General features: G+C 67.0%; 21 protein-coding genes. 8 read left to right on the top strand and 13 right to left on the bottom strand.

Going from position 1 to position 23,384, the window contains the following annotated elements; all coding sequences use genetic code 11:
* Window positions 1-47 precede the first annotated feature (47 nt).
* From VZC37_RS05995 to VZC37_RS05985, 3 genes are read left to right on the top strand one after another with little or no spacing between them, the layout of a single operon-like run.
* Window positions 48-662 carry a TetR/AcrR family transcriptional regulator gene (locus VZC37_RS05995; RefSeq protein ID WP_330431484.1) on the top strand — a complete coding sequence of 205 codons (615 nt, stop codon included), beginning with the start codon at window positions 48-50 and terminating at the stop codon, window positions 660-662.
* 29 nt (window positions 663-691) lie between these two features.
* Window positions 692-2,104 (top strand): amidase, encoded by a 1,413-nt coding sequence (locus VZC37_RS05990; RefSeq protein ID WP_330431483.1) that lies wholly within the window; start codon window positions 692-694, stop codon window positions 2,102-2,104.
* Window positions 2,105-3,835 carry a PQQ-binding-like beta-propeller repeat protein gene (locus VZC37_RS05985; RefSeq protein WP_330431482.1) on the top strand — a complete coding sequence of 577 codons (1,731 nt, stop codon included), beginning with the start codon at window positions 2,105-2,107 and terminating at the stop codon, window positions 3,833-3,835.
* Window positions 3,836-3,839: 4 nt separating this feature from the next.
* On the opposite strand, the gene VZC37_RS05980 is transcribed toward VZC37_RS05985, so the two are convergent.
* Window positions 3,840-5,693 carry a PQQ-binding-like beta-propeller repeat protein gene (locus VZC37_RS05980; protein WP_330431481.1) on the bottom strand — a complete coding sequence of 618 codons (1,854 nt, stop codon included), beginning with the start codon at window positions 5,691-5,693 and terminating at the stop codon, window positions 3,840-3,842.
* A gap of 167 nt (window positions 5,694-5,860) precedes the next feature.
* Between VZC37_RS05980 and VZC37_RS05975 the strand changes: the two genes are divergently transcribed.
* Window positions 5,861-7,597, top strand: coding sequence for an outer membrane protein assembly factor BamB family protein (locus VZC37_RS05975; RefSeq protein ID WP_330431480.1), 1,737 nt, complete (start codon window positions 5,861-5,863; stop codon window positions 7,595-7,597).
* An 86-nt stretch (window positions 7,598-7,683) separates the two neighbouring features.
* Here VZC37_RS05975 and VZC37_RS05970 read toward each other — a convergent pair whose 3' ends face one another.
* From VZC37_RS05970 to VZC37_RS05915, 12 genes are all read right to left on the bottom strand, one after another.
* Window positions 7,684-9,324, bottom strand: a complete 1,641-nt coding sequence (locus tag VZC37_RS05970; RefSeq protein ID WP_330431479.1) for a solute symporter family protein — start codon at window positions 9,322-9,324, stop codon at window positions 7,684-7,686.
* A complete protein-coding gene (locus VZC37_RS05965) occupies window positions 9,321-9,680 on the bottom strand; it encodes a DUF485 domain-containing protein (RefSeq protein WP_330431478.1) in 360 nt (119 codons plus the stop codon). The genes VZC37_RS05970 and VZC37_RS05965 overlap by 4 nt, the downstream gene beginning before the upstream one ends.
* Window positions 9,681-9,976: 296 nt before the next feature.
* Complete coding sequence (locus tag VZC37_RS05960) at window positions 9,977-11,719, bottom strand: sodium/solute symporter (RefSeq protein WP_330431477.1); 1,743 nt, start codon at window positions 11,717-11,719, stop codon at window positions 9,977-9,979.
* 4 nt (window positions 11,720-11,723) lie between these two features.
* On the bottom strand, window positions 11,724-12,095 hold the full coding sequence (locus tag VZC37_RS05955; protein ID WP_330431476.1) for a hypothetical protein: 372 nt from the start codon (window positions 12,093-12,095) through the stop codon (window positions 11,724-11,726).
* Between the two features lie 28 nt (window positions 12,096-12,123).
* Window positions 12,124-12,912, bottom strand: coding sequence for a LytR/AlgR family response regulator transcription factor (locus tag VZC37_RS05950; protein ID WP_330431475.1), 789 nt, complete (start codon window positions 12,910-12,912; stop codon window positions 12,124-12,126).
* Between the two features lie 30 nt (window positions 12,913-12,942).
* Window positions 12,943-14,163 (bottom strand): sensor histidine kinase, encoded by a 1,221-nt coding sequence (locus tag VZC37_RS05945; RefSeq protein ID WP_330431722.1) that lies wholly within the window; start codon window positions 14,161-14,163, stop codon window positions 12,943-12,945.
* 65 nt (window positions 14,164-14,228) lie between these two features.
* Window positions 14,229-15,794, bottom strand: a complete 1,566-nt coding sequence (locus tag VZC37_RS05940; RefSeq protein ID WP_330431721.1) for a polyamine aminopropyltransferase — start codon at window positions 15,792-15,794, stop codon at window positions 14,229-14,231.
* A gap of 51 nt (window positions 15,795-15,845) precedes the next feature.
* Window positions 15,846-16,271 (bottom strand): DUF350 domain-containing protein, encoded by a 426-nt coding sequence (locus VZC37_RS05935; RefSeq protein WP_330431474.1) that lies wholly within the window; start codon window positions 16,269-16,271, stop codon window positions 15,846-15,848.
* A 93-nt stretch (window positions 16,272-16,364) separates the two neighbouring features.
* A complete protein-coding gene (locus VZC37_RS05930; RefSeq protein WP_330431473.1) occupies window positions 16,365-17,012 on the bottom strand; it encodes a DUF4247 domain-containing protein in 648 nt (215 codons plus the stop codon).
* Window positions 17,009-17,548, bottom strand: coding sequence for a DUF2617 family protein (locus tag VZC37_RS05925; protein ID WP_330431472.1), 540 nt, complete (start codon window positions 17,546-17,548; stop codon window positions 17,009-17,011). Before VZC37_RS05925 ends, VZC37_RS05930 begins: the two co-directional genes overlap by 4 nt.
* Entirely contained in the window at window positions 17,545-18,177 is a 633-nt protein-coding gene (locus tag VZC37_RS05920; protein WP_330431471.1) for a DUF4178 domain-containing protein, read from the bottom strand. The genes VZC37_RS05925 and VZC37_RS05920 overlap by 4 nt, the downstream gene beginning before the upstream one ends.
* 108 nt (window positions 18,178-18,285) lie before the next feature.
* Window positions 18,286-19,467 carry a nitrate ABC transporter substrate-binding protein gene (locus VZC37_RS05915; RefSeq protein ID WP_330431470.1) on the bottom strand — a complete coding sequence of 394 codons (1,182 nt, stop codon included), beginning with the start codon at window positions 19,465-19,467 and terminating at the stop codon, window positions 18,286-18,288.
* 296 nt (window positions 19,468-19,763) lie between these two features.
* Between VZC37_RS05915 and VZC37_RS05910 the strand changes: the two genes are divergently transcribed.
* From VZC37_RS05910 to VZC37_RS05895, 4 genes are all read left to right on the top strand, one after another.
* Window positions 19,764-20,543: an ABC transporter ATP-binding protein gene (locus VZC37_RS05910; protein WP_330431469.1), complete on the top strand. Its 780-nt coding sequence runs from the start codon at window positions 19,764-19,766 to the stop codon at window positions 20,541-20,543.
* A gap of 23 nt (window positions 20,544-20,566) precedes the next feature.
* Window positions 20,567-21,418 (top strand): ABC transporter permease, encoded by an 852-nt coding sequence (locus tag VZC37_RS05905; protein WP_431309326.1) that lies wholly within the window; start codon window positions 20,567-20,569, stop codon window positions 21,416-21,418.
* A 173-nt stretch (window positions 21,419-21,591) separates the two neighbouring features.
* A complete protein-coding gene (locus VZC37_RS05900) occupies window positions 21,592-22,623 on the top strand; it encodes an isopenicillin N synthase family dioxygenase (RefSeq protein ID WP_330431467.1) in 1,032 nt (343 codons plus the stop codon).
* Between the two features lie 28 nt (window positions 22,624-22,651).
* Entirely contained in the window at window positions 22,652-23,329 is a 678-nt protein-coding gene (locus tag VZC37_RS05895; protein WP_330431466.1) for a GntR family transcriptional regulator, read from the top strand.
* The last annotated feature ends 55 nt before the right edge of the window (window positions 23,330-23,384 follow it).

Raw genomic sequence — 23,384 nt, 5'->3', positions numbered from 1 at the left:
AGCCAGACGCCTTCGCTAAAGCAACTGGATTTGCAATAATGGCGTGTATGAGTGGTTCCAGCGCCGCCTCCCCGCGTCCTTCCGCCTCCGCGGACAGGGCGCGGCGACCGGGCGGACGCAGTGCGCGTGTGCAGTCGGCGGTGTTCTCCGCGGTCGGGCAACTCGTGGGTTCCGGGCAGCGGGACACCATGACCATCCCGGAGGTCGCCGAGGTCGCCGGCGTGAACCCGACCAGCATCTACCGGCGCTGGGGTTCCATCGAGACTCTGCTCGGCGAGGTGGCCGTCGCCGCCTTGACCCAGGGTGAGCCGTTGCCCGACACCGGCGTGCTCGACGACGACCTCGCGGAGTGGTCGCGGATCATCGCCGCCGACATCGGCCGACCGAAACGCCGCGCGTACCTGCGCGCGATGGTGTTCGCCCGCAACGATGTCGTCGAGGAATGCCCGTGCTGGGAGATCCGCCGCGAGCAGGCCGAGGAGATGGTGGGCCGCGCCGCGCAGCGCGGCGAGGCGACGCCGTCGGTGCGTCAGATCCTCGACCATGTGATCGCGCCCCTCTACCACCATGCGGTGTTCGGCCTCGCGCTCGACGACACCTACGCGGAGACGCTGACCGCCGATGTCATGCGCATGACCGAATCGGGCAGCGCATCGCGCTAGGGGGCGGTGCCGGGCGTTAGGCTCGGCTGATGCGCTGCGTTCATGCCTTCGGCGATGATGCACTCGGAGACCTGGACGGGGTGGGGGTGGCTGCCGCGATCAGGTCCGGGGAGATGTCGGCCGACGAGGCGCTCGAGGCCGCATTGGGCCGGATCGACAAAGTCGAACCCCACCTGAACGCGATCGCCGTCGACGACCGCGAACGCGCCCGCGACCGTGCCCTCTACCGTCGTTTCCCCACCGGATCGTTCGCCGGTGTGCCGTCGATCATCAAGAACAACACCGTGTTCGAGGGACTACCGGTGGGCAACGGCTCGGCAGCGATGCCCGATCTACCGGCGAAGGGCAACGAACCGTTCACAGAGCAGTTCCTGGCGACCGGAATCAACATCGTCGGCGCCTCGACGTTGCCGGCCTACGGGCTCACGGCCACGACCGAGTTCGTCGACCGACCGCCAACGCGAAACCCTTGGGATACCGACTATTCCGCCGGCGCGTCGTCGGGCGGATCGGCCGCGCTCGTGGCGGCGGGCGCCCTGCCGATCGCGCATGGCAACGATGGCGGTGGATCGATCCGTATCCCGGCGGCAGCGTGCGGACTGGTCGGGCTCAAACCGAGTCGCGGGCGGGTGGCGCCGTCGGAGACGGGCCGGATTCTCCCGGTCGACATCATCTCCAACGGCATTCTCAGCAGAACCGTCCGCGACACAGCGCATTTCATCGCCGACGCCGAACGTTTCCGGCGGCCGGACGGGATGCCGATCGTCGGGCTCGTGGAGGGTCCGGGCACGCGGCGACTGCGAATCGGGATGATCACCGACACGGTGACCGGCCGTCCGATCGACGACGACACGTCGGCGGCGATGGCCGACGTCGCGGACCTGCTCACTTCGCTGGGACATATCGTCGAGTCGACGCCGGTTCCGCTCGACGAGACATTCGTGCGACAGTTCACCGACTACTGGTCGATGCTCGCGTTCTCGATGGAGCGTGCCGGAAAGCTCTTGGTCGGCAAAGGCTTCGACCCGGACGCCCTCGATCCGTTCACCCGAGGGCTGTCGCGGAGGTTCGCGCGCGTATTCTGGCGGACGCCGTCGACCATCATCGGACTCAAGCGGGCCACTGCACGTTTCCGGACCGTCTACGACCGATACGACCTACTGCTGTCGCCGACACTGGCACACACCACACCGAGGATCGGATACCTGGACCCGGCAGGCGACTTCGACGAGATCTTCGACCGACTGGTGCACTACGTCGCCTATACCCCGGCGAACAACACCTCCGGCACACCCGCGATGAGTCTGCCACTGAGCCGAACCTCGGACGGATTGCCGTTGGGCATCCACTTCGCCGCGGACTTCGGGCGGGAGCGCCTCCTGCTGGAACTGGCGTTCGAACTGGAGGCCGCGAGGCCGTTCGCGCGGATTCAGGAGAGCTGAGTGAGGCCTCAACTCTCCGACGCCATGTGGCGTGGGATCTTCGTTGCGTGCGCCGTCGGCCTGTCGGTTGGCGCGTCGCTGACATCGTTGTACGCGTTCGTCTCTCGACGGCCCGACCGATTGGTCGGCGGTGATCTGAGCTCCGCGTCGGAGTTCCTGGCGTTCTCCTTGGCGTCGACATGTCTGGCGATGGTGCTCGTCGGCCTCTGCTGCTGGTCTGTCGTACGGGGCCGTCAGACGGCAAAATCGGCCGCCTGGATTCTCGCCGCCTACGTCAGTATCGCCGCGTGGGTGTACCTGTCCGACATCACAGATGCCGCGTACTCGGATCTCTCCGTCCCCGGCGCACATCCTTCGATCGCGCTGGCCCAGCTGTCCTGGGTTGTCCTGGCGTGCTCGGCTATCGCCCTACTCGCGGCGTCGGTTGTGCCCGAGTCGAAACCGGTTCGCGGTGCCGGACGCATCTCGTTCATCGCAGCGAGTGTGGTCATTGCAGCCGTTGTTCCGGTCGGAGTGGGTGGCGCAGCGGCTGTCGTGGCACACACCGCGACTTCGGCAGCCCCCGTTCCGATCCCGGAGGAACCCGCCAGCGTGGGAACCCAGGTCGCCTACCGGATCGAGAGCGTGCGCGGGATGCAGGTGATCCCCGCCGGACCGGGCTTCGTCACCTACGACGGTGAAACGGTGACCGCCCACGACGGAGCCACCGGAGCCGCCAGGTGGAGCACGTCGGCCGATCTCGCCGACGAGTGTGCGCCCTCCCGGGTGCAGTCGACCGGCACCTCGACAACGAGCGTGGTCCTGGTCGGTTGCGCTGTGGATGTCGACGATCCGGAGTCGAATAGCTACATCATGGGTGTGGATGCGATGACCGGAGAGCGCCTATGGACGAACGCCGAGAACTGGACGGTGCGAGCTCGTTCCGTCACCGACAGTGTTGCCGTTGCGGTCTCGCGCGTCGCCGCCGACGACATCGAGATCGGTTCACTCGACACCCGCACTGGGACCGTTCGGTGGAGCAGGTCGGCGCCGAATTGCTTCGACCCGGCCGGAATGGCCACTGTAGACCGATCCGTCGTCGTGGCCGAGTCATGCGCTCGGCGTGAGGCGGTAGCAGTGCACGTGTTCGATGCGACGAGCGGGAATGAGCGACGTCTGCGGTTGCCCGCACCACCTGCCATTGCGGGAGCCGAGCGCGTTTCCGCCGAAATCTTCGCCGTCAGTGGTGCGTCGGCCGCCATTCGACTACAGCCCGACGACGACTACGGCGAACAACTGAGCTTCCTGCTCGACACCGAAGCGGACACTCCGGAGCCGCTGTACGGCGACGCCACGGATCCCGGCTATCGAGAGCTGCGGGAGGGGCGCTATCCGGGCGAGGTGACCCAGTTGAGAAACATGTCTTATCCGGACTTCGTCGAGCTGCTGACGATGCCCGGTGGGGACGTTCGACGAATCCCGGGTGTGCGCATGTTGGCGCGCGACGATCTCTATGCCGATCAGATATGGGCTCAGGTGGGCGATCAGTCAATGACCGCCGCCGCGTATGACGGGGACTACGAACTCGTGACGGTTGATCGCGGCGGCATCGTCGATCGTCGGGTGTCGCCCTGTGGGGAGGAGGTCGAGGGAGGTGTCACGGTGGTGCCCGGCTCGGTCGTTCTCGTGTGCTACCCGGGACGGAATGACGAACCCACTCGGGATGGTGTCGAGGTCATCGGGCTGCGCTGAGACGTCAGTTCATGGCCGTGACGTCTCCGTCGCAGCTGACAAGCAGCGCCCCTGGCGCAACCTGCGGAAACCCGGTCTCATCCGAACCGCAGGGATCGGGTAGCGGTGTGTGTTCGCCCGTGGAGCTGACGACCCACAGGTCGTAGTCCCATCGTGCTCCGCGTGATCGGGCCTCATCGTTGACCGTGTCCGCTGCGGTACCGACCACGCTGTCTCCCAGCGAGACCCACGGCAGAGGCTGCGTAGGCGAAATTTCCTCCCCCACATAGAGGCCGGTCTCGGTTGTCCTTCTGGAGAGGATGTCAAAAACTGACACCGAGTAGCCGTGATCCGGCCGATATGTCTGAACGAACAGTGAGCCCTGGCCGATGAACCGAACGAGGGCGGCGTCCGGGAAGGTACGGACCACGCGTCCGGTATCAAGGTCGAGCAGGGTGTCGACCCAGTCGTGGTCGTGCGGACCGCTCAAGCTCACCACCGCGTGCTTGCCCTGTGTCTCACGGACCCGGACAGAGGTGCCCGGCGGAGCGTGGACACCGAGTGACGATTGTCGGATGGTCCGGATATCGCGACCGGTCGCGGGATCGAGAAGCGTTGCGATGATGTCAGGGTCGCCCTCGCAGGTCGTCATCACGATTGCGTCGGCGGCGGCGTGGGCCTCAGTTCGGCAGTCGTCGGGGAGGCGGCGCGTCCACATGACCTCACCCGTTCGGGGCGATAGCGCCGTCCACTGTTCCGACGGCGTGGCGACCGTTCGGGCAGGCGTCCCAGGAGTCCGTTCGCGGAGCAGGAGGACGTCGGCGGTGGTCAGAACGAACGGGTACCCGTAATTGACAAGAGATTGAAACCACTTTGTCCACAAGCGTTCTCCGGTGGTTGCGTCGAGGCCGATGAACGGTGAGCCTGCGAAACCGTCTGCACCTTTTCCGTCGACTCTGGCCACCAGGACGCTGTTCTCGCCGGTGCCGGTCGTCCACAGCTCGGTCACCTCGTTGCCGCGCGCAGCAAACCACCACAATCGTTCGCCCGTTTTGCCGTCGAAGCCCTCGATCGTCTCCTGCCGGTCGGATGCGCCGATCGCATAGGAGTCGCGGAGTGCGTATCCGGCCCCGGTGATGGTCAATCCGTTCACCGACTCGAGTGGGTAGTTCTCTTGGACAGGGACACCGGGGATCGGCGCGACCACGACGTCTGTTGCGACCTCTCCCTCGTAGGGCGACATGCGGTAGTCGACAACGGCGACGATCACGCTGCCCACGATCGCGGTGATGGTCACGGTGACGACGGCGACGCGGATCGGCCGACGGGACGTCGGCTCGTCCAATGAAAGCTCATAGAAGGGCAGGTAGGACCGTGCCGCCACGAAGGCCAGCACCACGAGTGTGGCGCACGCGATCAGCCATGCGACCGTGAGGACCGGCTGGATGTCAGCCGCCCCGGGAATCGCCTGCTCGGCCGACGCATCGTCGAGTACTTCGCGGGTCTCAGACCGATGCCATCCGATGAAAACGATGACGGCACCCGCGATCAGCGTGGGTGACGTGAACGCCAAGAACTTGGCACGAGCGGTGTCGGTGGCCTTGAACGCGCCCGCGGTGAGGTAGACGGCAGTCAGCAGGGCAGTTGTCACGACGACTGTGGAGGTCTGACGTAGTGCGGTCATCGTGTCGTCGAGGTCGTCCACCACCACCGGTGGCGTCCGGTTGAGCCACGCCCAACTCACGGCGCCGATCGAGACGACGACGAGACCGATGAGGAGACCGACCCAGAGTCCCGGCTGCAATATCGTCTCGTCGTCGACGGCGTCAGTGTTCTGCTCGTCGGGTAGGTCGCGTTCCTCCACCGTCTGTTCCCCCACCACGTGAGCGTATCGGCCGCCTCCGCCCGGTCATTCGCTCGGACGACAGACCGAAGCACTCGTCGCACTGATGCGACACTCTCACGGCAGGACCCCGCTGGGGGAGGCATGGGTCCGGGACCTGAGACTGAACTGTCACATACTGAATCGATCGGGGGTGACCCGCGGTGCTGCGTCGGGTCTGTCTGGGTGTGGCCGTCGGCACAGCCGTCGGCGCAACTGTTTTGGCGATTGTCGCGCTCGTGTTCCGGAGGCCGGAGAATTGGATTGGCGGTGATTTCGGCGCCGCGACCACGTACCTGGCGATCTCGCTCAGTGCCGGAGTTGCGGTGGGCGCGATAGTAATTGCACTCACCGTGTTTCTGGTGCACCGCCGACCCATCACGATGCCGGTGGCGGCGTTTGCTGCTTGTGTCACTGCGGTGGTGGCGTTCGTCTACCTGGGTGAGCCCGCGCAGGATGCTGAATTCGCGCTCTCGGGTCCGGGTGCGTATCCGGTCGTGGAACTCTCCCGGTTGACGTGGGTGCTGTATGCCGTGGCATCGCTCGCGTTGCTCACGGCTGCCGTCACCGACGACGTGCGCGCCCGCTCTGGTCCGAGGAGTCGATGGACCGGGACCGTCATCGCACTCGTCGTCGCGCTGGCGGTGAGCGTTTCGGGTGTCGCGGTTGCGTCCGCTTCCCGTGCCGGCGCAGCACTCGCCGCCCCGATCGCCATACCGATGACCCCGACTTCGGTCGGTCACCAGGTGGCCTACCGACTTCGAAGCACGATCTCGCAGCACATGGTCCCGGCCGGCCCCGGATTTGTCACGGTCGACGAGGAAGCAGTGACCGCCTATGACGGAGCGTCTGGTCGGAGCCGCTGGCGATTCGCGACCGACGAATTGCCAGAGGGGTGTTCCCCCTATGCGGCGTGGTCGACCGGTACCGACGTCGACAGTGTGGTCGTCGTGCAATGTGCCGAAGACGACGACTACACACCTGCGGCGCTCGATGAGCAGGCCGATGCCGGCCTGATCGCATTCGATGCCATGTCCGGCCGGCACCTGTGGACCAACTCCGAGGGCTGGGCCGTGCGGTCGCGGGCGGTGTCGGACGGCGACGGAGCCGTCGGCGTGGTGCGTGGCGAGGGTGCTGATGCGCGGATCGGTGCCCTCGACATCCGAACCGGACACGTGCGGTGGAATCGGTCGATACCCGAGTGCGCCGACCGCTGGAGCGCCACGACTGCGACGCACTCCGTGGTGGTGTTCGAGCTGTGTCCGGGTCCGAAGGATGTCGCGGCCGTCTCCTTTGATCTCACAACCGGTGAACCACAACGGATACCCATCGACCTTCCGCGATGGAGAGATGCCGACGCTGTCATCATGTGGGACGTTCTCGCTGTGATGGGGTCGCGGGTGGCGGTTCGCTACAACCTGGACCGCGTCACGCGCAACGAGGCCCTGGCGGTGATCGACACCGCGACCGCGACAGCGCGAGTCGATTGGGGGCAGGTCGAGTGGCTTCACCTGGCCCCGGAGGAGGGGCTGGTTCCGGGCGACGTGGCGCAGTTGGTGGCGCATCCCGGTGACGATGTCACCGACGTGCTGATGATGCCTTCGGGGGAGCGGCGCCGGATCGGTGGCGTCGAGGCGCGGACCTCATGGTCGAGTCCGGCGCTCAACACCGGTCGGTGGGCGATGGTCGGGGATGACCTCGTGACGGCGACCGTGTTCGCCCGTGACAGGCCGTACCAGATGGTGACGGTGCATCCCGACAACACGCTCAGCCGTCGACCGTCACCGTGTGGTCGCGCGTCCGGCCGCTTGGTGCCGGTTCCCGGCTCACTTCTCCTGGTCTGTCCGCTTCCCTTTGACGAGCAACGGCCTTCAGGGACGGAGATCATCGCCCTGCGGTGAGTCGAAGCTTGTCGCTCACACGTTTCGTTCCCGCTCCTTCGGTCGAGGGAGCGGGAACGGAACGAGAATGCGCGGGAGCGGCAGTGTTAGTGCGCCACAGCCTTTTCCGCACCCACACCGGTCAGCGAGCGAACCTCCATCTCGGCGTTGCGTTCCGGGGTGCCGGCGTCCTTCGGTGTCGTCAGCGAGCCGACGATACCGAGGATGAAGCCCACCGGGATCGAGATGATGCCGGGGTTGGACAGCGGGAACCACGCGAAGTCGGCGCCTGGGATCATCGCCGACTCCGAACCGGACACGGCCGGCGAGAACACGATCAGGACGATCGTCGAGATCAGACCGCCGTAGATGCTCCACAGGGCGCCGCGAGTGTTGAACCGCTTCCAGTACAGCGAGTACACGATCGTCGGCAGGTTGGCCGCGGCGGCGATGGCGAATGCCAATGCCACCAGGAAGGCGATGTTCTGCCCGTTGGCCAGGATGCCCAGGATGATCGCCATGATGCCGAGCACCACGACGGTGTACCGCGACACCTTCACCTGATCGTCCTCGCTGGCCTGGCCGCGCTTGATCACGCTGCCGTAGATGTCGTGGGCGAACGATGCCGACGCGGTGATCGCCAAGCCGGCGACCACGGCGAGGATGGTCGCGAACGCCACCGCGGAAATGATGCCGAGTAGCACCACACCACCTAGCTCGAACGCCAGCAATGGCGCCGCGGAGTTCTGTCCGCCAGCCGCATTGCGGATCTCGTCCGGCCCGACCAGCGCGGCCGCACCATAACCGAGGACCAGCGTGAACAGGTAGAACGCGCCGATCAGGGCGATGGCCCACACGACGGACTTACGCGCTTCCTTCGCCGTGGGCACGGTGTAGAAGCGCATCAGCACATGCGGCAGACCCGCGGTGCCGAGCACCAGGGCGACGGCCAGCGAGATGAAGTTGATCTGCGACTCCAGCGACCCGCCGTACTGGGCGCCCGGTGCGAGAACGTCACGCGCGGCGACCTGCTCATCCGACGATCCGCTGATCGCGTCCTGCGCGGACCCGAGGATGCTCGACAGGTTCATGCCGAACTTGGCCAGCACGATGACGGTCATGATCGCGGCGCCCGCGATGAGCAGCACCGCCTTGATGATCTGCACCCAGGTGGTGCCCTTCATACCGCCGATGAGCACGTAGACGATCATCAGCGCGCCGACGATCGCGATGACGATCGACTGACCGACGCGGCTCTCGATGTCGAGCAGCAGCGCGACCAGGCCACCGGCACCGGCCATCTGAGCGAGCAGGTAGAACAGCGACACCATCAGTGTCGAGATGGCCGCCGCCAAGCGCACCGGTCGCTGCCGCAACCGGAAGCTGAGCACGTCGGCCATGGTGAACTTGCCTGTGTTACGCAGCAATTCGGCGACGAGGAGCAGCGCGACGAGCCACGCCACCAGGAAGCCGATGGAGTAGAGGAACCCGTCGTAGCCGTAGACGGCGATCGCGCCCGCGATACCGAGGAAGCTCGCCGCGGACAGGTAGTCACCGGCGATCGCGACGCCGTTCTGTGGTCCGGAGAAGCCGCGACCACCGGTGAAGAAGTCGGCCGCGGACTTGTTGTTCTTGCTCGCCCGGATCACCACGTACATGGTGACCGCGACGAACGCGAGGAAGATCGAGATGTTGGCGACGGGACTGCCGACGGTCGCGGCGAGGTCGTAGGTCTGTACGGAGCTCATACCGTGAGCTCTCCTTCCATCTTCTCGCGGATCGCGGTGGCCCGCGGATCCAGCTCACGGTTGGCGAACCGCACGTACAGCCCGGTGATCACGAACGTCGACACGAACTGCAGGAGTCCGAGGATCAGCCCGATGTTGATGTCGCCCCACACCTTCGTGGCCATGAAGTCGTGGGCGAAGGCGCCCAGCAGCACGTAGAGGGCGTACCAGAGCAGGAAGAACGCCGTCAGCGGGAAGACGAACCGGCGCAGTCGATGCCGCAGGTCCTGGAACTCCGGGCTGGCTTGGACCTCAAGCCATTGCTCGCCCGTCGGCGAGGTCGCCGCCGCGCCGGGCGGATGTTCGGTCGTGGACACGCCTACCTCCTGAAAATGTCTGTGATGACTCTCGGGTTGCAAGCGTATTGAGGTGCAGGTCACAGAAGAATGCCGTGGCGCGGGTCACACGTCGAAGTCGGTTGACTGTGCGACGGGCGGTCGGTGACGGCCGACGAGCGGTCGAGTGGGAGGTCTCGATACGCGTCCTCGCTGCGCTCGGAGGCTACTCGACCAGCGAGCGATTTCCGCCGGTCGAGTAGCGGCGTGCGAGCTTGCGAGCCCGACGCGGATCCGCCGGATCGAGCTCTGTCGAGATCGAGGCCACGCGAACGGACCTACTCGCTCGGCAACCGCTCGATTCCCATCCCGAGCCGTTCGGGGACGTGCATGCGGGCGAAGGTGCGTGAGAGGTCGTCGGGCACCCTGCGTCGGGTCGCCAGACTGACGACGATCATTGTGGCGAACGCCAGCGGGACGGTGATCAGCGCGGGATAACCGATGATCTCGGCAGGCCAGCCGCCGAGGATGTCGTTGCGCACCACGCCGGCGATCGCAAGGCTGGTCGCGGCGCCTGAACTCAGTCCCCCGACCACGAGCCCCGCGACAGCTCCCGGCGCGGTCAGCCCACGCCACCAGATGCCCAGCACGAGAAGCGGACACAGCGTCGACGCGGCCACGGCGAAGACGAGCCCGACCGTACGCGACAGTTCGAGAGACGCCGCCGCCAGCGACAGTCCGATCGGGATCAGGCCGCCGATGAGCGCGGCGATCCGGAAGTCACGAACCCGGCCGCGCAGCACATCGGTGGAGAGTGCGCCGGCGATGCTGACCAACAGGCCCGACGACGTGGCCAGGAACGCCGCGATCGCACCGGCCGCGACCATCGCCGCCAGGATCTGGCCGGGTATGCCGCCGACCGCCGCGGCCGGCAAAAGCAGCACCGCGGCGTCGGAGGTACCGGTGATGAGCAGCTGCGGCACGTACAGCCGGGCAAGGACGCCCAGGATGGTGGGGAACAGATAGAACAACGACAAGAGCCCGATCACCGCGAGCGCGGTTCGGCGCGACGACCGTCCGTCCGGGTTGGTGTAGAAGCGCACCAGCACATGCGGCAGCCCCATGGTGCCGAGGAAGGTGGCCACGATCAGCGACAACACCTCGAACAACGGCTGACGCCCACCGAGCCCGCCGCCGGAGGTGATCCACCCTTCGCCGGTCGTCGGCGCGCCCTCGACGACGGGTGTGGCGGCGCCCGCCTCGAGACGGATCACCGTGCCGGCGCCGAGTTCGTGGGTGCCGGTCGACGGGATCGGCGCCGCCTCGACCTGCTCGCCGTCGAGCATCCCGGTGACGGTGAGGCCGCCGGTCTCGGGCACGGTCACGGTGACGGGTGTGGTCACGTCTACCGTGGTCGCCTGATCGACCCGCGGCGGCACCGGGTCGCCGAGCGCCGACCGGTCGCTCAGGAACACCATCAGCAACACCAGGGCGGGCACCGCGATGGCGGTGAGTTTGAGCCAGTACTGGAACGCCTGGACGAACGTGATCGATCGCATGCCGCCGCCGACGACGTTGACGATGACGATCGCGCCGACCCCGACCGCACCCGCCCACACCGGCGCACCCAGCAGGATGTTCAGCGTCAGCCCCGCCCCCTGTAGCTGCGGAATCAGGTACAGCACGCACACCACCACGACGACGGTCATGGCGGTGAGCCGGACGGCGCGCGAGTTCAGCCGAAACTCGGCGAAGTCGGGGACCGTGTAGGCGCCGGAGCGTCGCAGCGGGGCGGCGACGAACAGCAGTAGCCCCAGGTACCCGGCGGTGAATCCGATCGGGTACCACAACGCGTCGGCGCCGTACTTCGCAACCAGCCCGGCCACGCCGAGAAAGGAGGCCGCGGAAAGGTACTCACCGGAGATGGCCGCAGCGTTCCACCGCGGGCCGACGCTGCGGGAGGCGACCAGGAAGTCCGACGTGGTCCGCGACAGGCGGCCACCGTAGGCGCCCACCGCGACCGTCGCGATCGCAGCGAGTGCCAGTGCGACCGCGGTGAGGGCGTCGACGTCGGTGTTCACGCGCTCAGGTCTCGTCGTCGACGACGCGCAGGAAATCGCGCTCCGCCTGCTCGGCGAAGTGGACATAGATGCGCCCCGCGACGTACAGCAGCGGGTAGAGGGCGAAGACGAGGACCAGCCAGTTCAGTCGGATGCCGAGAAAGCTCACGGTCGTCAGGGCAGGGAAGAGGGTGCCGGTCAGCGGGATCGCGACGATCACGACGACGACGGCCACCGCCAGGCGCAGCGCCAGGCCGAGCTGTGCTCGCATCAGGCCCCGCACGAGCGCATCGCCGACCTCGGTCTGCTCCTGGACTTCCATGCGGGTGCGCATCATGCGCGCTCCGCGGCGTTGCGCGAGGACGACGCGTTCGCGGCGCGGGGGGTGGTCGGTCATGATGCCACTCGAGATCGGTTCATCGCCTTTATGTTTCGCTGTCAGCGCGGATCTGGCGCATCGGGTCCCGGACGAGCAGGTCCTTGAGTTCACGGAGTTGGCGTCGGCTCACCGGCAGCTCCACGGCCTCCGACGCGCCGTTGGCGCGCACGCACACGACCGTCGACGATCCCTTGGCCCGCAGGCCCGTGATCATCCGCACCGCCACCAGGTAGGAGCGGTGTACCCGCTGGAATCCGTGGTCCTGCCAACGCGTGGCCAACGTGGACAACGGGATTCGAACCAGATGGGCGCCCGAGTCCGAGTGTAGGCGAGCGTAGTCGCCCACGGCCTCCACCCAGGAGATGCTGTCGCGGCGGACCAGTGATGTGACCCCCGAGAGCTCCACCGGGATGACCTCGTCGGAAGCGGGCATGCGTGACGGCCCATCGGCGGGGCGCTGCTGTGCACTGTCACGTGCGGCGGTCAGGCGCGAGATCGCTTGCGCGAGACGCTGTTCGCGCAACGGTTTGAGGAGGTAGTCGACGGCCCCGACGTCGAACGCGTCGACGGCCTTGTCCTCGTGGGCCGTCACGAACACCACGCCAGGTGGCTCGGCATACTGCCGGAGCACGCCGGCGAGTTCGAGGCCACTGAGACCGGGCATGTTGATGTCGAGGAACAGCGCGTCGATGCGCCGCTCACTGAGTTCGCGAAGCGCATGGGTGGCGTCACCGGCGGTGAACACCTCGTCGACCTCGGGTTGTCTGCCGAGGAGGTAGGCGAGTTCGTCGAGCGCGGGCGGTTCGTCGTCGACCGCGAGGACGACCAGGGACATGACCCACCTCCTTCGACTCGACCGGGATCGTCAGGCCCGGATACCGGCGCGGAATTTGGGGACCCGCATTCCGACCCGGGTACCGGCGCCGACGCCCGTGTCGACCACTAGACCGTAGTCGTTGCCGAATGCGGCGCGCAGCCGATGGTCCACATTGGTGAGCCCCACGTGTGCGCCGTCGGACTCACTCCGCTGCGCCGGGTCCCTGCCGCCGTCCAGCGCGTCGATGTCTCCCGATCGCAGCAGTTCGGGGTCCATCCCGACGCCGTCATCCTCGATGGTGATCACGCAGTCGGTACCCTCGTCGGCGGCGGTGATCGTGATGGTCCCGCCGCCTTTGCCGGCCAGGCCGTGCCGTACGGCGTTCTCCACCAGTGGTTGCAACGCCAGGAACGGTACGACGACGTTGAGCACCTCTGGTGACACCTGCAGCCGAACGTCCAGGGACGGCCCGAACCTCGCTCGTTCGAGGGTGAGGTAGCGGTCGATGTTGCGCAGTTCGTCGGCGAGGACGGTGTACTCGCCTGCCGCCCGGAAGGAGTATCGGGTGAAGTCGGCGAAATCCAGGATGAGTTCGCGGGCGCGGTCGGGGTCGGTGCGGACGAACGACGCGATCGTGTTGAGGGCGTTGTAGATGAAGTGCGGGCTGATCTGGGCGCGCAACGCCAGCACCTCGGCGCGGTCGAGCCGAGCTCGGGACGCCTCGAGTTCGGCCAGTTCGATCTGGCTCGATACGTACCGCGCGACCTCGCCGACCGCGCCCATCATGCCGGGCCCCGGACGGTGATTGGTCACGACGACCAGGGTGCCGACCCCGGCGTCGTCGGCGACCAGCGGTTGCGCGATCAGCGCTCGCACACGCGATTCCGTCCCGCAGGGATCGTTGACCAGGACGCGACGCTGGTCGACCTCGGCGGTGTGTGCCGCGTGCGCGGTGGCGTCGGTGAGAGCGCCGCCCCACAGTGAGTCGTCATCGGGTTCGCATGCCAGCAGTTCCCCGTGCGAGTCGTACAGGGCGAGTGCGTCCGCCGTGGTGAGGTCGCGCAGGTGGGGCAGCGCCTCACGAGCGGAGTCGGCGGAGAGCCCGGTGCGCAGTGAGCGCGCGGCCTGCGACGCCGTCTGCAGGGCGAAGTGAACGGCCCGTTCCGTCGGCGTCGTGACGACTCGGCGGGTCCGGATGAGCACCACGGCCGCGGCCACGACGACAACCACCGCGATGATCGCGAGTGCTATCGCCAACTGGCCGGACATGGACTCCACGATTCCATCCTGAGGGTCGTCGTGTTCACGAAAGGTCGGTACCGACCGCACGCCGATCAGTAGGCAGCCCACTCCGACTGCGCGTAGCGCAGGATGCGGGGGTCCATCAGGGTGGACGGCGGTAGGTCGAGGCGCGGCCGGTCGGCCGGGAACACCGCGGCGGCGACGAGTTCATCGTCGGTGACGAAGCGCAGCGGCGCCGGCGCCGAGAGGCCCAGTTCGGGTGGCGTGTGACCGGTCAGGAAGTATCCCCAGTCGCCGAACGACGGGACGTCGACGTGATACGGGGTGGTGGCGAGACCGGCGGCACGCAGGGTGGATTCGATGCACCAGAACGACTTCGGCGCGAAGTACGGTGATCCGGCCTGCACCACCGCCCGTCCGCTGTCGGCGAGGTGGGCGCTCACGAGGCTGTAGAACTCGGTGGAATACAGTTTGGCCGTTGCCGATTCGTCGGGATCGGGCATGTCGACGATGACGACGTCGAACAGTTGCCGGTTCTCCCGAAGCCACGAGAAGGCGTCGGCGGTGACCACGGAGGCCCGCGGATCGTCCAACGACCCGTCGTTGAGTCGCGTGAGCCGGTCGTCCTCGCGGCCGAGCCGGATCATCTCCGGGTCGAGTTCGACCAGCGTGGCCGAGGAGACGTCGGGGTAGCGGAGAACCTCACGCAGCGCGAGACCGTCGCCGCCGCCCAGGATGAGCACGTCGTCACGAGGTCCCGCCATCGCCGGATGTACGAGCGACTCGTGGTAGCGGTACTCGTCGATCGACGAGAACTGCAGGTCGCCGTTGAGATACAGACGGGTATCGGTGCCGAGTCGAGTTCCCCGCTCGGTGATCACGATGTCCTGGTACGGCGTTCGTTCGGCCGCCACGATCGGATCCCGGAACATCGCCTGCCGGGCGGTCACCTCGAACCTGTCGGCCCAGATCATCCCGGCGACCAGCGCCGCGATCACCGCCACCGCGGCGATGCCGAGAATCCCGCGCGCCAGGCGTCCGAGGTCTTTGCGGAACACGCCGAACACCAGGAAGCTGCCGGCGGCGGCGTTGACGAGGCCGACGACCAGCGCTCCCTCGAGCTGACCGAACAGGGGGAGTAGTAGAAAGGGGAAGCAGAGTCCGCCGACCAGTGCGCCGATGTAGTCGACGGCGAACATGTCGGCGACCGCGCTACCGGCATCCTGACGCCGGATCCGTTGCAGCAGCACCATCAGCAGCGGGATCTCCGCGCCGATGAGCAGACCGAGCACGAATGCGACCGCCACGAGCGCTGGTGTGTAGAGCGACAGATACGCGAACGCGGCGTAGAGGCCCATCACCGACAGCCCGCCGAGCAGGGCCAGACCGAGTTCGATCGCCGCGAACGACGTGATCGGCCGGGACTGCAGGGGTTTGGCGGCCAGCGACCCGACACCCATCGCGAACACCATCACCGAGAGCACGATCGAGGCCTGCGTGGCGGTGTTGCCGATCAGGAATGAGCCGAGCGAGACCAGGGCGAGTTCGTAGACGAGACCACATGCCGCGCAGACGAAGACGACGGCCAGCAGCGCCGCACGCGACCACCGCGCCCGACCGTGCGCCGACGAGGTGCCCGGCGCGCCCGGTTCGGACACGCCGGGTTCGGGTTCGTCGAAGGTGGTCACGGTGGAACTGCGGGGTTGGCGCTACAGGATGGAGGCGGCGACGATCATCGCGATGCCGACGTGCACCACACCGTGCATCCACACCGCGGGATGACTTTCCGGGTGCACGACGAGCTCACCCAGCTTGCCCGGGGTGAACAGGTCGATGATGAAGAACGTGACCGTCATGATGACGACCCCGATGATCGTGTACACGACCGTGTAGGTGAGACCCTCGAACAGTCGGCCCTCACTGGCCACGATCGCCGCAGTGACGATGATCGCCACCGCGAAGGCATTGGAGCCGACCAGGATTCCCGCGTTGCGGTTGCGGTCCGCCCACAGCAGATGCCGCAGATTGCCCGGCGTCAGACCGTCGATGACCGCGAAGGACAGCAACATGAGCACCATCCCCGTCGCGCCGTATGCGGCGGCGGAGTAGGCATTTCGGATCAGATCTTCGAGCACGTGTCCTCCGGTTCAGGTCGTGAAGCGCGTCGGGTGAGGGATGGGAGAGGGGACGTCGGTGTCATGGGGTGGCGGTCCTGGGTCGTGGGTTCGTCATTTCCCGCTCCCGGAGCCGCCGCCGCGGAAATCGCTGCCCGATCCGCCGAAGTTCGGTGTCGGAACCCAGAATGCGCCGACGAAGGGCAGAAAGTGGTTGTAACCGGACCGGTAGTCGCGACTCAGCATGACCTTCGTCGTATCCGCGGCCAAGGGGAACAGGCCGATGACGTAGTCGGGGTACTGCAGGAACTGGGTGCCCTCGGCATCGGCCGCGTTCGATGTGTCACCCGCACGCTGATCGACCGGCTGCTCGACGCCGCTGAGTTCGCTCGCCACCGACGCCGGGGTTCCCTGCGCGACGTAGGCGTCGACGCTGCCCTCGTCGAGCGAGGTGTCGCGCTGGTAGTTCGCGGTGATGTAGCTGCGGGCACTGGCATCGTCGCCGGTGAGTCCGCCGAGCGCACGCACCGAGCACGCGCCGACGATCGCGAACAGGGCGATCACCACGATCACGCCGATGATGATGTTGCGGGTTCGATGCAGGCCGCGGCGGGGATCGTCGCCGAAACCCGGGGTCGGACGGAAACCTCCGGGAGGTCCGCCGGGAGGGGGACCACCAGGAGGAGGGGGACCCCCGGGTGGCGGTCCGCCGGGGGGCGGACCACTCGGTGGCGGACCTCCGGGTGGCGGTGGGTAACTCATCGGCTGCTCCCCGCACCGCGTAGCTCACCGGTGGTCGTGACCACCTCGGCCGACTGCGGATACGTGTGCCACGTCTGCCAGACGATGTCGTCGCCGCGCGCCGACGCGATCGCCGCGGTCACCGCGAGGGGCTGTCCGGGGAACTCGCCGAGGAGAGCCGGGAGGCCCGCGGAGCGGTGGGCGGCCGTCCGATCGCGCAGGTCGCCGACGACCTCGGCGAGGCGTTCGGCGTCGCAGTGCTCGACCGACGACGTGAACGAGTACGACTCGTCGCTGACCGAACCGGGCAGCGGCCGGTCCAGACCCGGCAGGCAGGCGACGGTTTCGCAGATCTGCCGGTCTCCGTCGTCGACGAGGATCTGGTGGCTCGCTCCGAGCAGTCGCAGTGACACCGTCCCCGATTCGAACCGATGGTCGCAGCGCGCCAGGGGTTCGCGGATGGCGGCGGACAGGGAGAAGGCGAGTTGTCGAGCACTCGTGTCGGCGTAGGCGACGTCCAGGCGGACGTGACCGGCCGCAATGCCGGGCGCCGTCACGAACCCGGCGTGGGGTTGGTGGGATAGATGCGATATTCGCTGCGTGCGATCACCTCGCCTCGCGCGCACTCCCAGCCCGAGCCGAAGTCCTCGAAGGACAGCCGTTCGTCGCCGGCCTCGTAGTCGTGGTAGCGCATCGATCCGCGGCCGCCCAGCCCGGTGGTGCCGGTGGAGGCGAAGTCCGCCGAACCCGCTTCGTCGGAGTGGTAGCGGCGGCCGTCGAGCTCGACGGCGTCGGGGCCCGGGCTCACCGTGACGCCCTTGCACTCATGCCACAGCACGACCTCGAGGTCCGGATCGTCCTCGACCGAGATCCAGGCCTTGCGGCCGGTTCCGGTGTCGAGAAAGTTCTCGGTCCATTCGAAGCCGCTCTGCGACAGCCGCAGCGTCCCGCGGACCGCGAACGTCTCACCGCGCAGTTCGACGAGATCACCGGGCTTGAGCTGCCGCGGATCTCCGCGCACGGCGTCGTCGTCGGCGGTCGAGAACGGGTCGCGCGGGCCGTAGGCGCGGTCGCGCAGCGCGTCGGCATCCGCCTTCTGCGCCTTGCGATCGCTCAGGAATCTGAAGACGACCACAACCGCGATGATCAGCAGCAGGGCAACGATGATGATCAGCAAGATCTCCACGCCGCCGACCATACTGCCCTTGCGACGACACCGACATAGCGGACGTGAATGACAGCAACGGTGGTACCGGCGGGCAGGAGTTGCACGCCGGTACCACCGTGAGGAGCGTCAGCGCACGTCGCCGCTGATGAACTCGGTGGTGAACAGCTGGTCCGCCGGGAGCTGCGTCGGCAGATCCGCGCCGCCGTCGTTCAGGATCGGCACCAGATCGGCGACGATCGACTGTGCTTTCGCCGGGTCGTAGCTGCCCCACACGCCGTCGGCACCGGTACCGATGACGCCCTCGTCCTTCAGCATCTGTGCGGAGTACTGCGCCTCACCCTCGGTGTACGGGCTGAAGCTGGTGTCCTGCGAGACCCAATCGACGATGGTGGTGTTGATCGCGTCCGGGGCGGCGACATAGTCCTTGCCGGTCTGCTGGATCATCGGAACCAGCTTCTGCAGGCAGGGCGTCATCTCGTCGAGGCGGTCGGCGCGCACCGAGAGGTTGGATGCGTACACGTCATAGCCGGCGTCCTTGACCATCTCGTAGGCGATCGGCTTGTTCCACGACGGGGTCTCGTTCTCGTAGGTGTAGGGCTCGGAGTTGGCGAAACCCTGCTGCGCGATGCTCGGGTCGCCGACGAAGCGGGCCGGCGCGCCGTCGTAGCTCCGGTCGAGCTGGCTTTCCTTGAGCAGGCCCTTGGCAACCAACCACTGCGGGAAGATCTGATCCTTGCTGACCACCACGGTCTCGTCCGTCTGGCCGATGTCGGCGATGGTCTGCTGATCGGGATGCGTCTCGGGATCCCACATCAGGATGGACGGGTTGTACTGCAGCAGCGGGGTCACCCCGACCACTCGCTGGTCCTTGGCGGCCGCGATGAGCTGATCGCCGTGGACAAGACCGAGGTCGATCGAGTCGTCGGCGTACATCGCCGACGGCACCGACTGGAAGCCGATCGCGGGGCCGCCGGCGCGCAGCGTGATGTCGATGCCGGTGTCCATTCCGTCGAAGGCGAGGGGGCCCGTCACCGACTTGGCGTCGCCGTCGACGCTGTATCCCGGACCGAGCAGTCCGATCACCCCTGCCATGTCCGACTGTGGTTGCCACTGCAGCTGCACCACGAGGTCTGACGGGCACACGTCGGCGAGCGCGGATTCGGCGGGAGCCGGCGGCAGGCTCGAGGCGGCGGCCGTGTCGCTGTCCGAGTCGCTGCCGCATCCGGCCAGCGCAGCGGCGCAGAGTGCGGCGGTCGCGACCGCGAGGGCGCGCGTGCTGCGCGCGGCGAACGGTGTACGTCTGGTCATCGAATCTCCTGTGGGGCCGTGCCGGAATCGTCGCTTTGTGCGATCTACATGTAAAGCTAAGAGCAGTCGGGGCTAGATGCCAACCGGTTGCATGTAGTCGCCGTGTGCAGCATCGGGGTCGCTGTCGCGCGAATATCTTGCTCTAAGTGCACGAATTGGCTTGACCGGCGCAGATTCCCTGCATGTTCTGTCATCCAGAGTTAACACAGCGACACCGGTGCGAAATACATGTAACGAAGTATGGAGGCCAGCGGATGGGTCGCCATCTACATGTACTTCCGACGACTGGATTGCTCATGAGCCTCTTCGACACCATGAACGACGCCGACGCGCGTCACCTCACCAAGGGCATCGTCATCTCGGCGTCCGGCGTGACCAAGCAGTTCGGGTCGGGCACCCGGGCTCTCGACGGTATCGACATCGACATCGCCGACGGCGACTTCGTCGCGGTCGTGGGTCCGTCGGGATGCGGAAAGTCCACGCTCCTGCGGATGGCCGCCGGCCTGGAGACGCCGACCGACGGCAGCGTCGCACTCGCCACCGACTCGGTCGGCTTCATCTTCCAGGAGCCGACACTGTTGCCCTGGCGGTCGGTGCGCGCCAACGTCGAACTCTGTGCCGAGATCGCCCGCCTGCCGAAGGCGGAACGTCGCGCCCGGGCGCAGCGCGCGATCGACGCGGTCGGGTTGAGCGGATTCGAGAAGCAGCTGCCGCGCATGCTGTCGGGCGGCATGAAGATGCGCGCCTCGCTGGCCCGGACGCTGACCTCCGAACCGCAGGTGATGTTGCTCGACGAGCCGTTCGGTGCGCTCGACGAGATGACGCGCCTCGACATGCAACTCGAGTTGCAGCGGCTCTACGCCGACCGACGCTTCACCGCCATGTTCATCACCCACTCCGTGTCGGAGGCCGTGTTCCTGGCCAATCGGGTGATCGTGATGTCCGCACGACCCGGCCGCATCGTCGCCGACATCCGAATCGACTTTCCCTATCCGCGAAATGCCGATCTCCGCTACGACACCCGGTTCACCGAACACGTCGCCGAGATCTCCGAGACCCTGCGAGGCGCACGATGACCACGACCGCACCGTCGACCCCGATGAGCACCACGACTGACCCGACAACGACCGGTGGCCAGATGCCCGGCACCCCTGTCGCCGAATCCGCACGCGGCAGGAGGGTTCTCAAAGCCGTTGTGCGCTACGGCCTGCCGCCGGCACTCTCATTCGCCGCCGCGATCGGACTCTGGTACTGCGTCAGCTACCTGATCCTCAGCCCGGAGCGGCGCTTCCTCTTGCCGCCGCCGCACGAGGTGCTGACCAACTCGCTGCTCGATCCCGACCATGTCGGACCGATGATCGACGCGCTGTGGGTGACCGCGAAGGTCAGCTTCGTGGGCTTCCTGTTCGCCGCGCTGATCGGCGTGACCATCGGTGTGGTGATGAGCCGGGGGTCCTTCCTCGAACGTGCCATCTACCCCTGGGCGGTTGTGCTGCAGGTGATCCCGGTGCTGGCGATCGTCCCGCTGATCGGCCTGTGGTTCGGCTACGGGATGGTCGCCCGGACGATCGTCTGCGTCATCATCGCGATCTTCCCGATCATCGCCAACACCCACTTCGGCATGGTGTCGGTCGACAAGGGTGCGCATGAGCTCTTCACGCTGACGAAGGCCTCGACTGCGCAGCGGCTCGCGAAACTCGAGTTCCCGTCGGCACTTCCGTCGATGATGACCGGATTCCGGACCGCATCCGGACTCGTCGTGGTCGGCGCGATCATCGGCGACATGTTCTTCGCGAAGGGCGAGCCCGGCATCGGCACCCTCCTGGACATCTACCGGGCGCGCCTGCAGTCCGACGACCTCATCGCCGCGATCGTGCTCGCGTCCGTCTTCGGGATCGTGGTATTCGGAATCTTCAGCGTGCTCAACGCTTTCGTGAACCGGCGGCGGTGAGGTCTCGATACGTTTCTCGCCTAGCGGCTCGAAACTACTCGACCAGCGGAGGTGGCAATCTCCCGCTGATCGAGTAGGTGACGAGCGGCAGCGAGGAGCCGTATCCGCCGGGCTGAGCTTGTCGAAGTCGAGATCGCTCAGTCCACCCGCCACCAACTACCAAGGAGCACAACATGTTCACCGTCCCCACCATCGACATCTCGCCATACCTGGACCCGAGCAGCACCCCGGCCGACCGCGCTCCCGTCGCCCGAGCGCTCGACGAGGCATGCAGCACTGTCGGATTCATCCAGGTGGTCGGGCACGGCGTCGACGACACCACCATCGACGGCCTCAAGACGGCCCTCGACGAGTTCTACGCCCTGCCTCTCGACGTCAAGAAGCGCTACACCCGGCCCGGCGAGAACCGGGGCTACAGCCCACCCAAGAGCGAGTCACTCAGCATGAGTCTCGGTGTGGCGGCGGCGAATCAGATGAACGACTTCTACGAGGCGTTCACCGTCGGTTCGGAGCGGTCCTGGTTCGCCGACTCCGGGTTGCCGGAGTCGAGCTACGCGAGCAACACGTGGCCGGACGCCGCGCCGGGCTTCCGTCCGGCCGTCGAGGCCTGGTTCGATGCCGTCCGCTCGGTGTCGCGGGTGTTGCTCACCGCCTGCACCGATGCGCTCGGCCTGCCGGCCGGCTACTTCGACGACATGACCGACCACTCGATCGACGCATTGAAGATGAACAACTACACGCTGCCGGAAGGGGAGATCGAGCTGGCGGGTGAACTCACCGGCATGGGCGCGCACACGGACTTCGGCATCCTCACCGTCCTGTGGGCCGACCAGGTGCCCGGTCTGCAGGTCCTCGACGTCGACGGCGTCTGGCACGACGTGCAGCCCGCCGACGGTGCCCTTCTCGTCAACCTCGGCGACGCGATGGCCCGCTGGACCAACGACCGTTGGCGCTCCACTGTCCACCGGGTGGATCCGCCCGTGGTGGACGGCCGCATCATCCGTCGCCGGTCGGCGGCCTTCTTCTTCGACGGCAACCACGACGCGCTCATCGAGACCCTGCCCGGTTGCGCGAGCGCCGAGCGCCCCGGATACCCACCCATCACCGTGGCGGAGAACATCGACGCCAAACTCGCCGGGATGAAGGCGGGGGTGGCCCCGGAGTTCGCTGAACGCGAAGCCCAGCGCGTGAAGGCGGCACTGTGACCCGGCGACGGGTCAGAATGGGTGGATCATGAGCATCTCCGACAGCCTCCAGTCGCTGCGCGCGTCCGGTTCCGACGGTGCCCTGCTCACCGAGGCGGTCCTGCGGCAGCTTCGCGACGAGATCTTCGCGGGGACGCTGGAGTCGGGGACGTCGCTCTCCGTACCCGGACTGGCCGCGCGCCTGGAGGTGTCCCGTAGCCCCGTACGGGAGGCGGTGCAGCAACTCGTGGTCGACGGGCTGGCGGTCTATACGCCGCGCGCCGGAGCGAAGGTCGCCCACCTCGACGACGAGATGCTGCGTCATGTCTTCCAGGTCCGCGAAGTCCTCGACGGGCTCGCGGCGCGAGAGGCCACCACCCGCGTCACCCTCGCCGACCTGGCGGAACTCTGGGAGCGGGTGCGTGAGCAGGAGGCGTACCTCGAGACCTCCGCCGATCATCGGCGCGACGCCGACCTCGACCTCGACTTCCACACCGCGGTACGGGCACATTCGGGCAACAAACCGCTGTGTGACGCGCTGTTCCGGCTGGACACGCAGTCGCACCTCTATCGCTCGGACATGTGGAGCCACGACGTCAACCGCAGGCTCGCCGTCGCCGAGCACCGCCGGATCGTCGCGGCCCTGGAGGCCGGTGACGCGGACGAGGCCGAGCGCGCGGCGAAGGCCCACGCCGCCGGTGTGCTGGTGCGGTTGCTGAGGAAGTGACCACACCTTGCACTCGCCCCTGGTGAGTGCTAAAAACGACCTTGGCACTCGCAAG

The sequence above is a fragment of the Gordonia sesuvii genome, from assembly GCF_036350415.1.
Lineage (GTDB): Bacteria > Actinomycetota > Actinomycetes > Mycobacteriales > Mycobacteriaceae > Gordonia > Gordonia sesuvii.
This window is presented reverse-complemented; position numbering and strand designations above follow the sequence as displayed.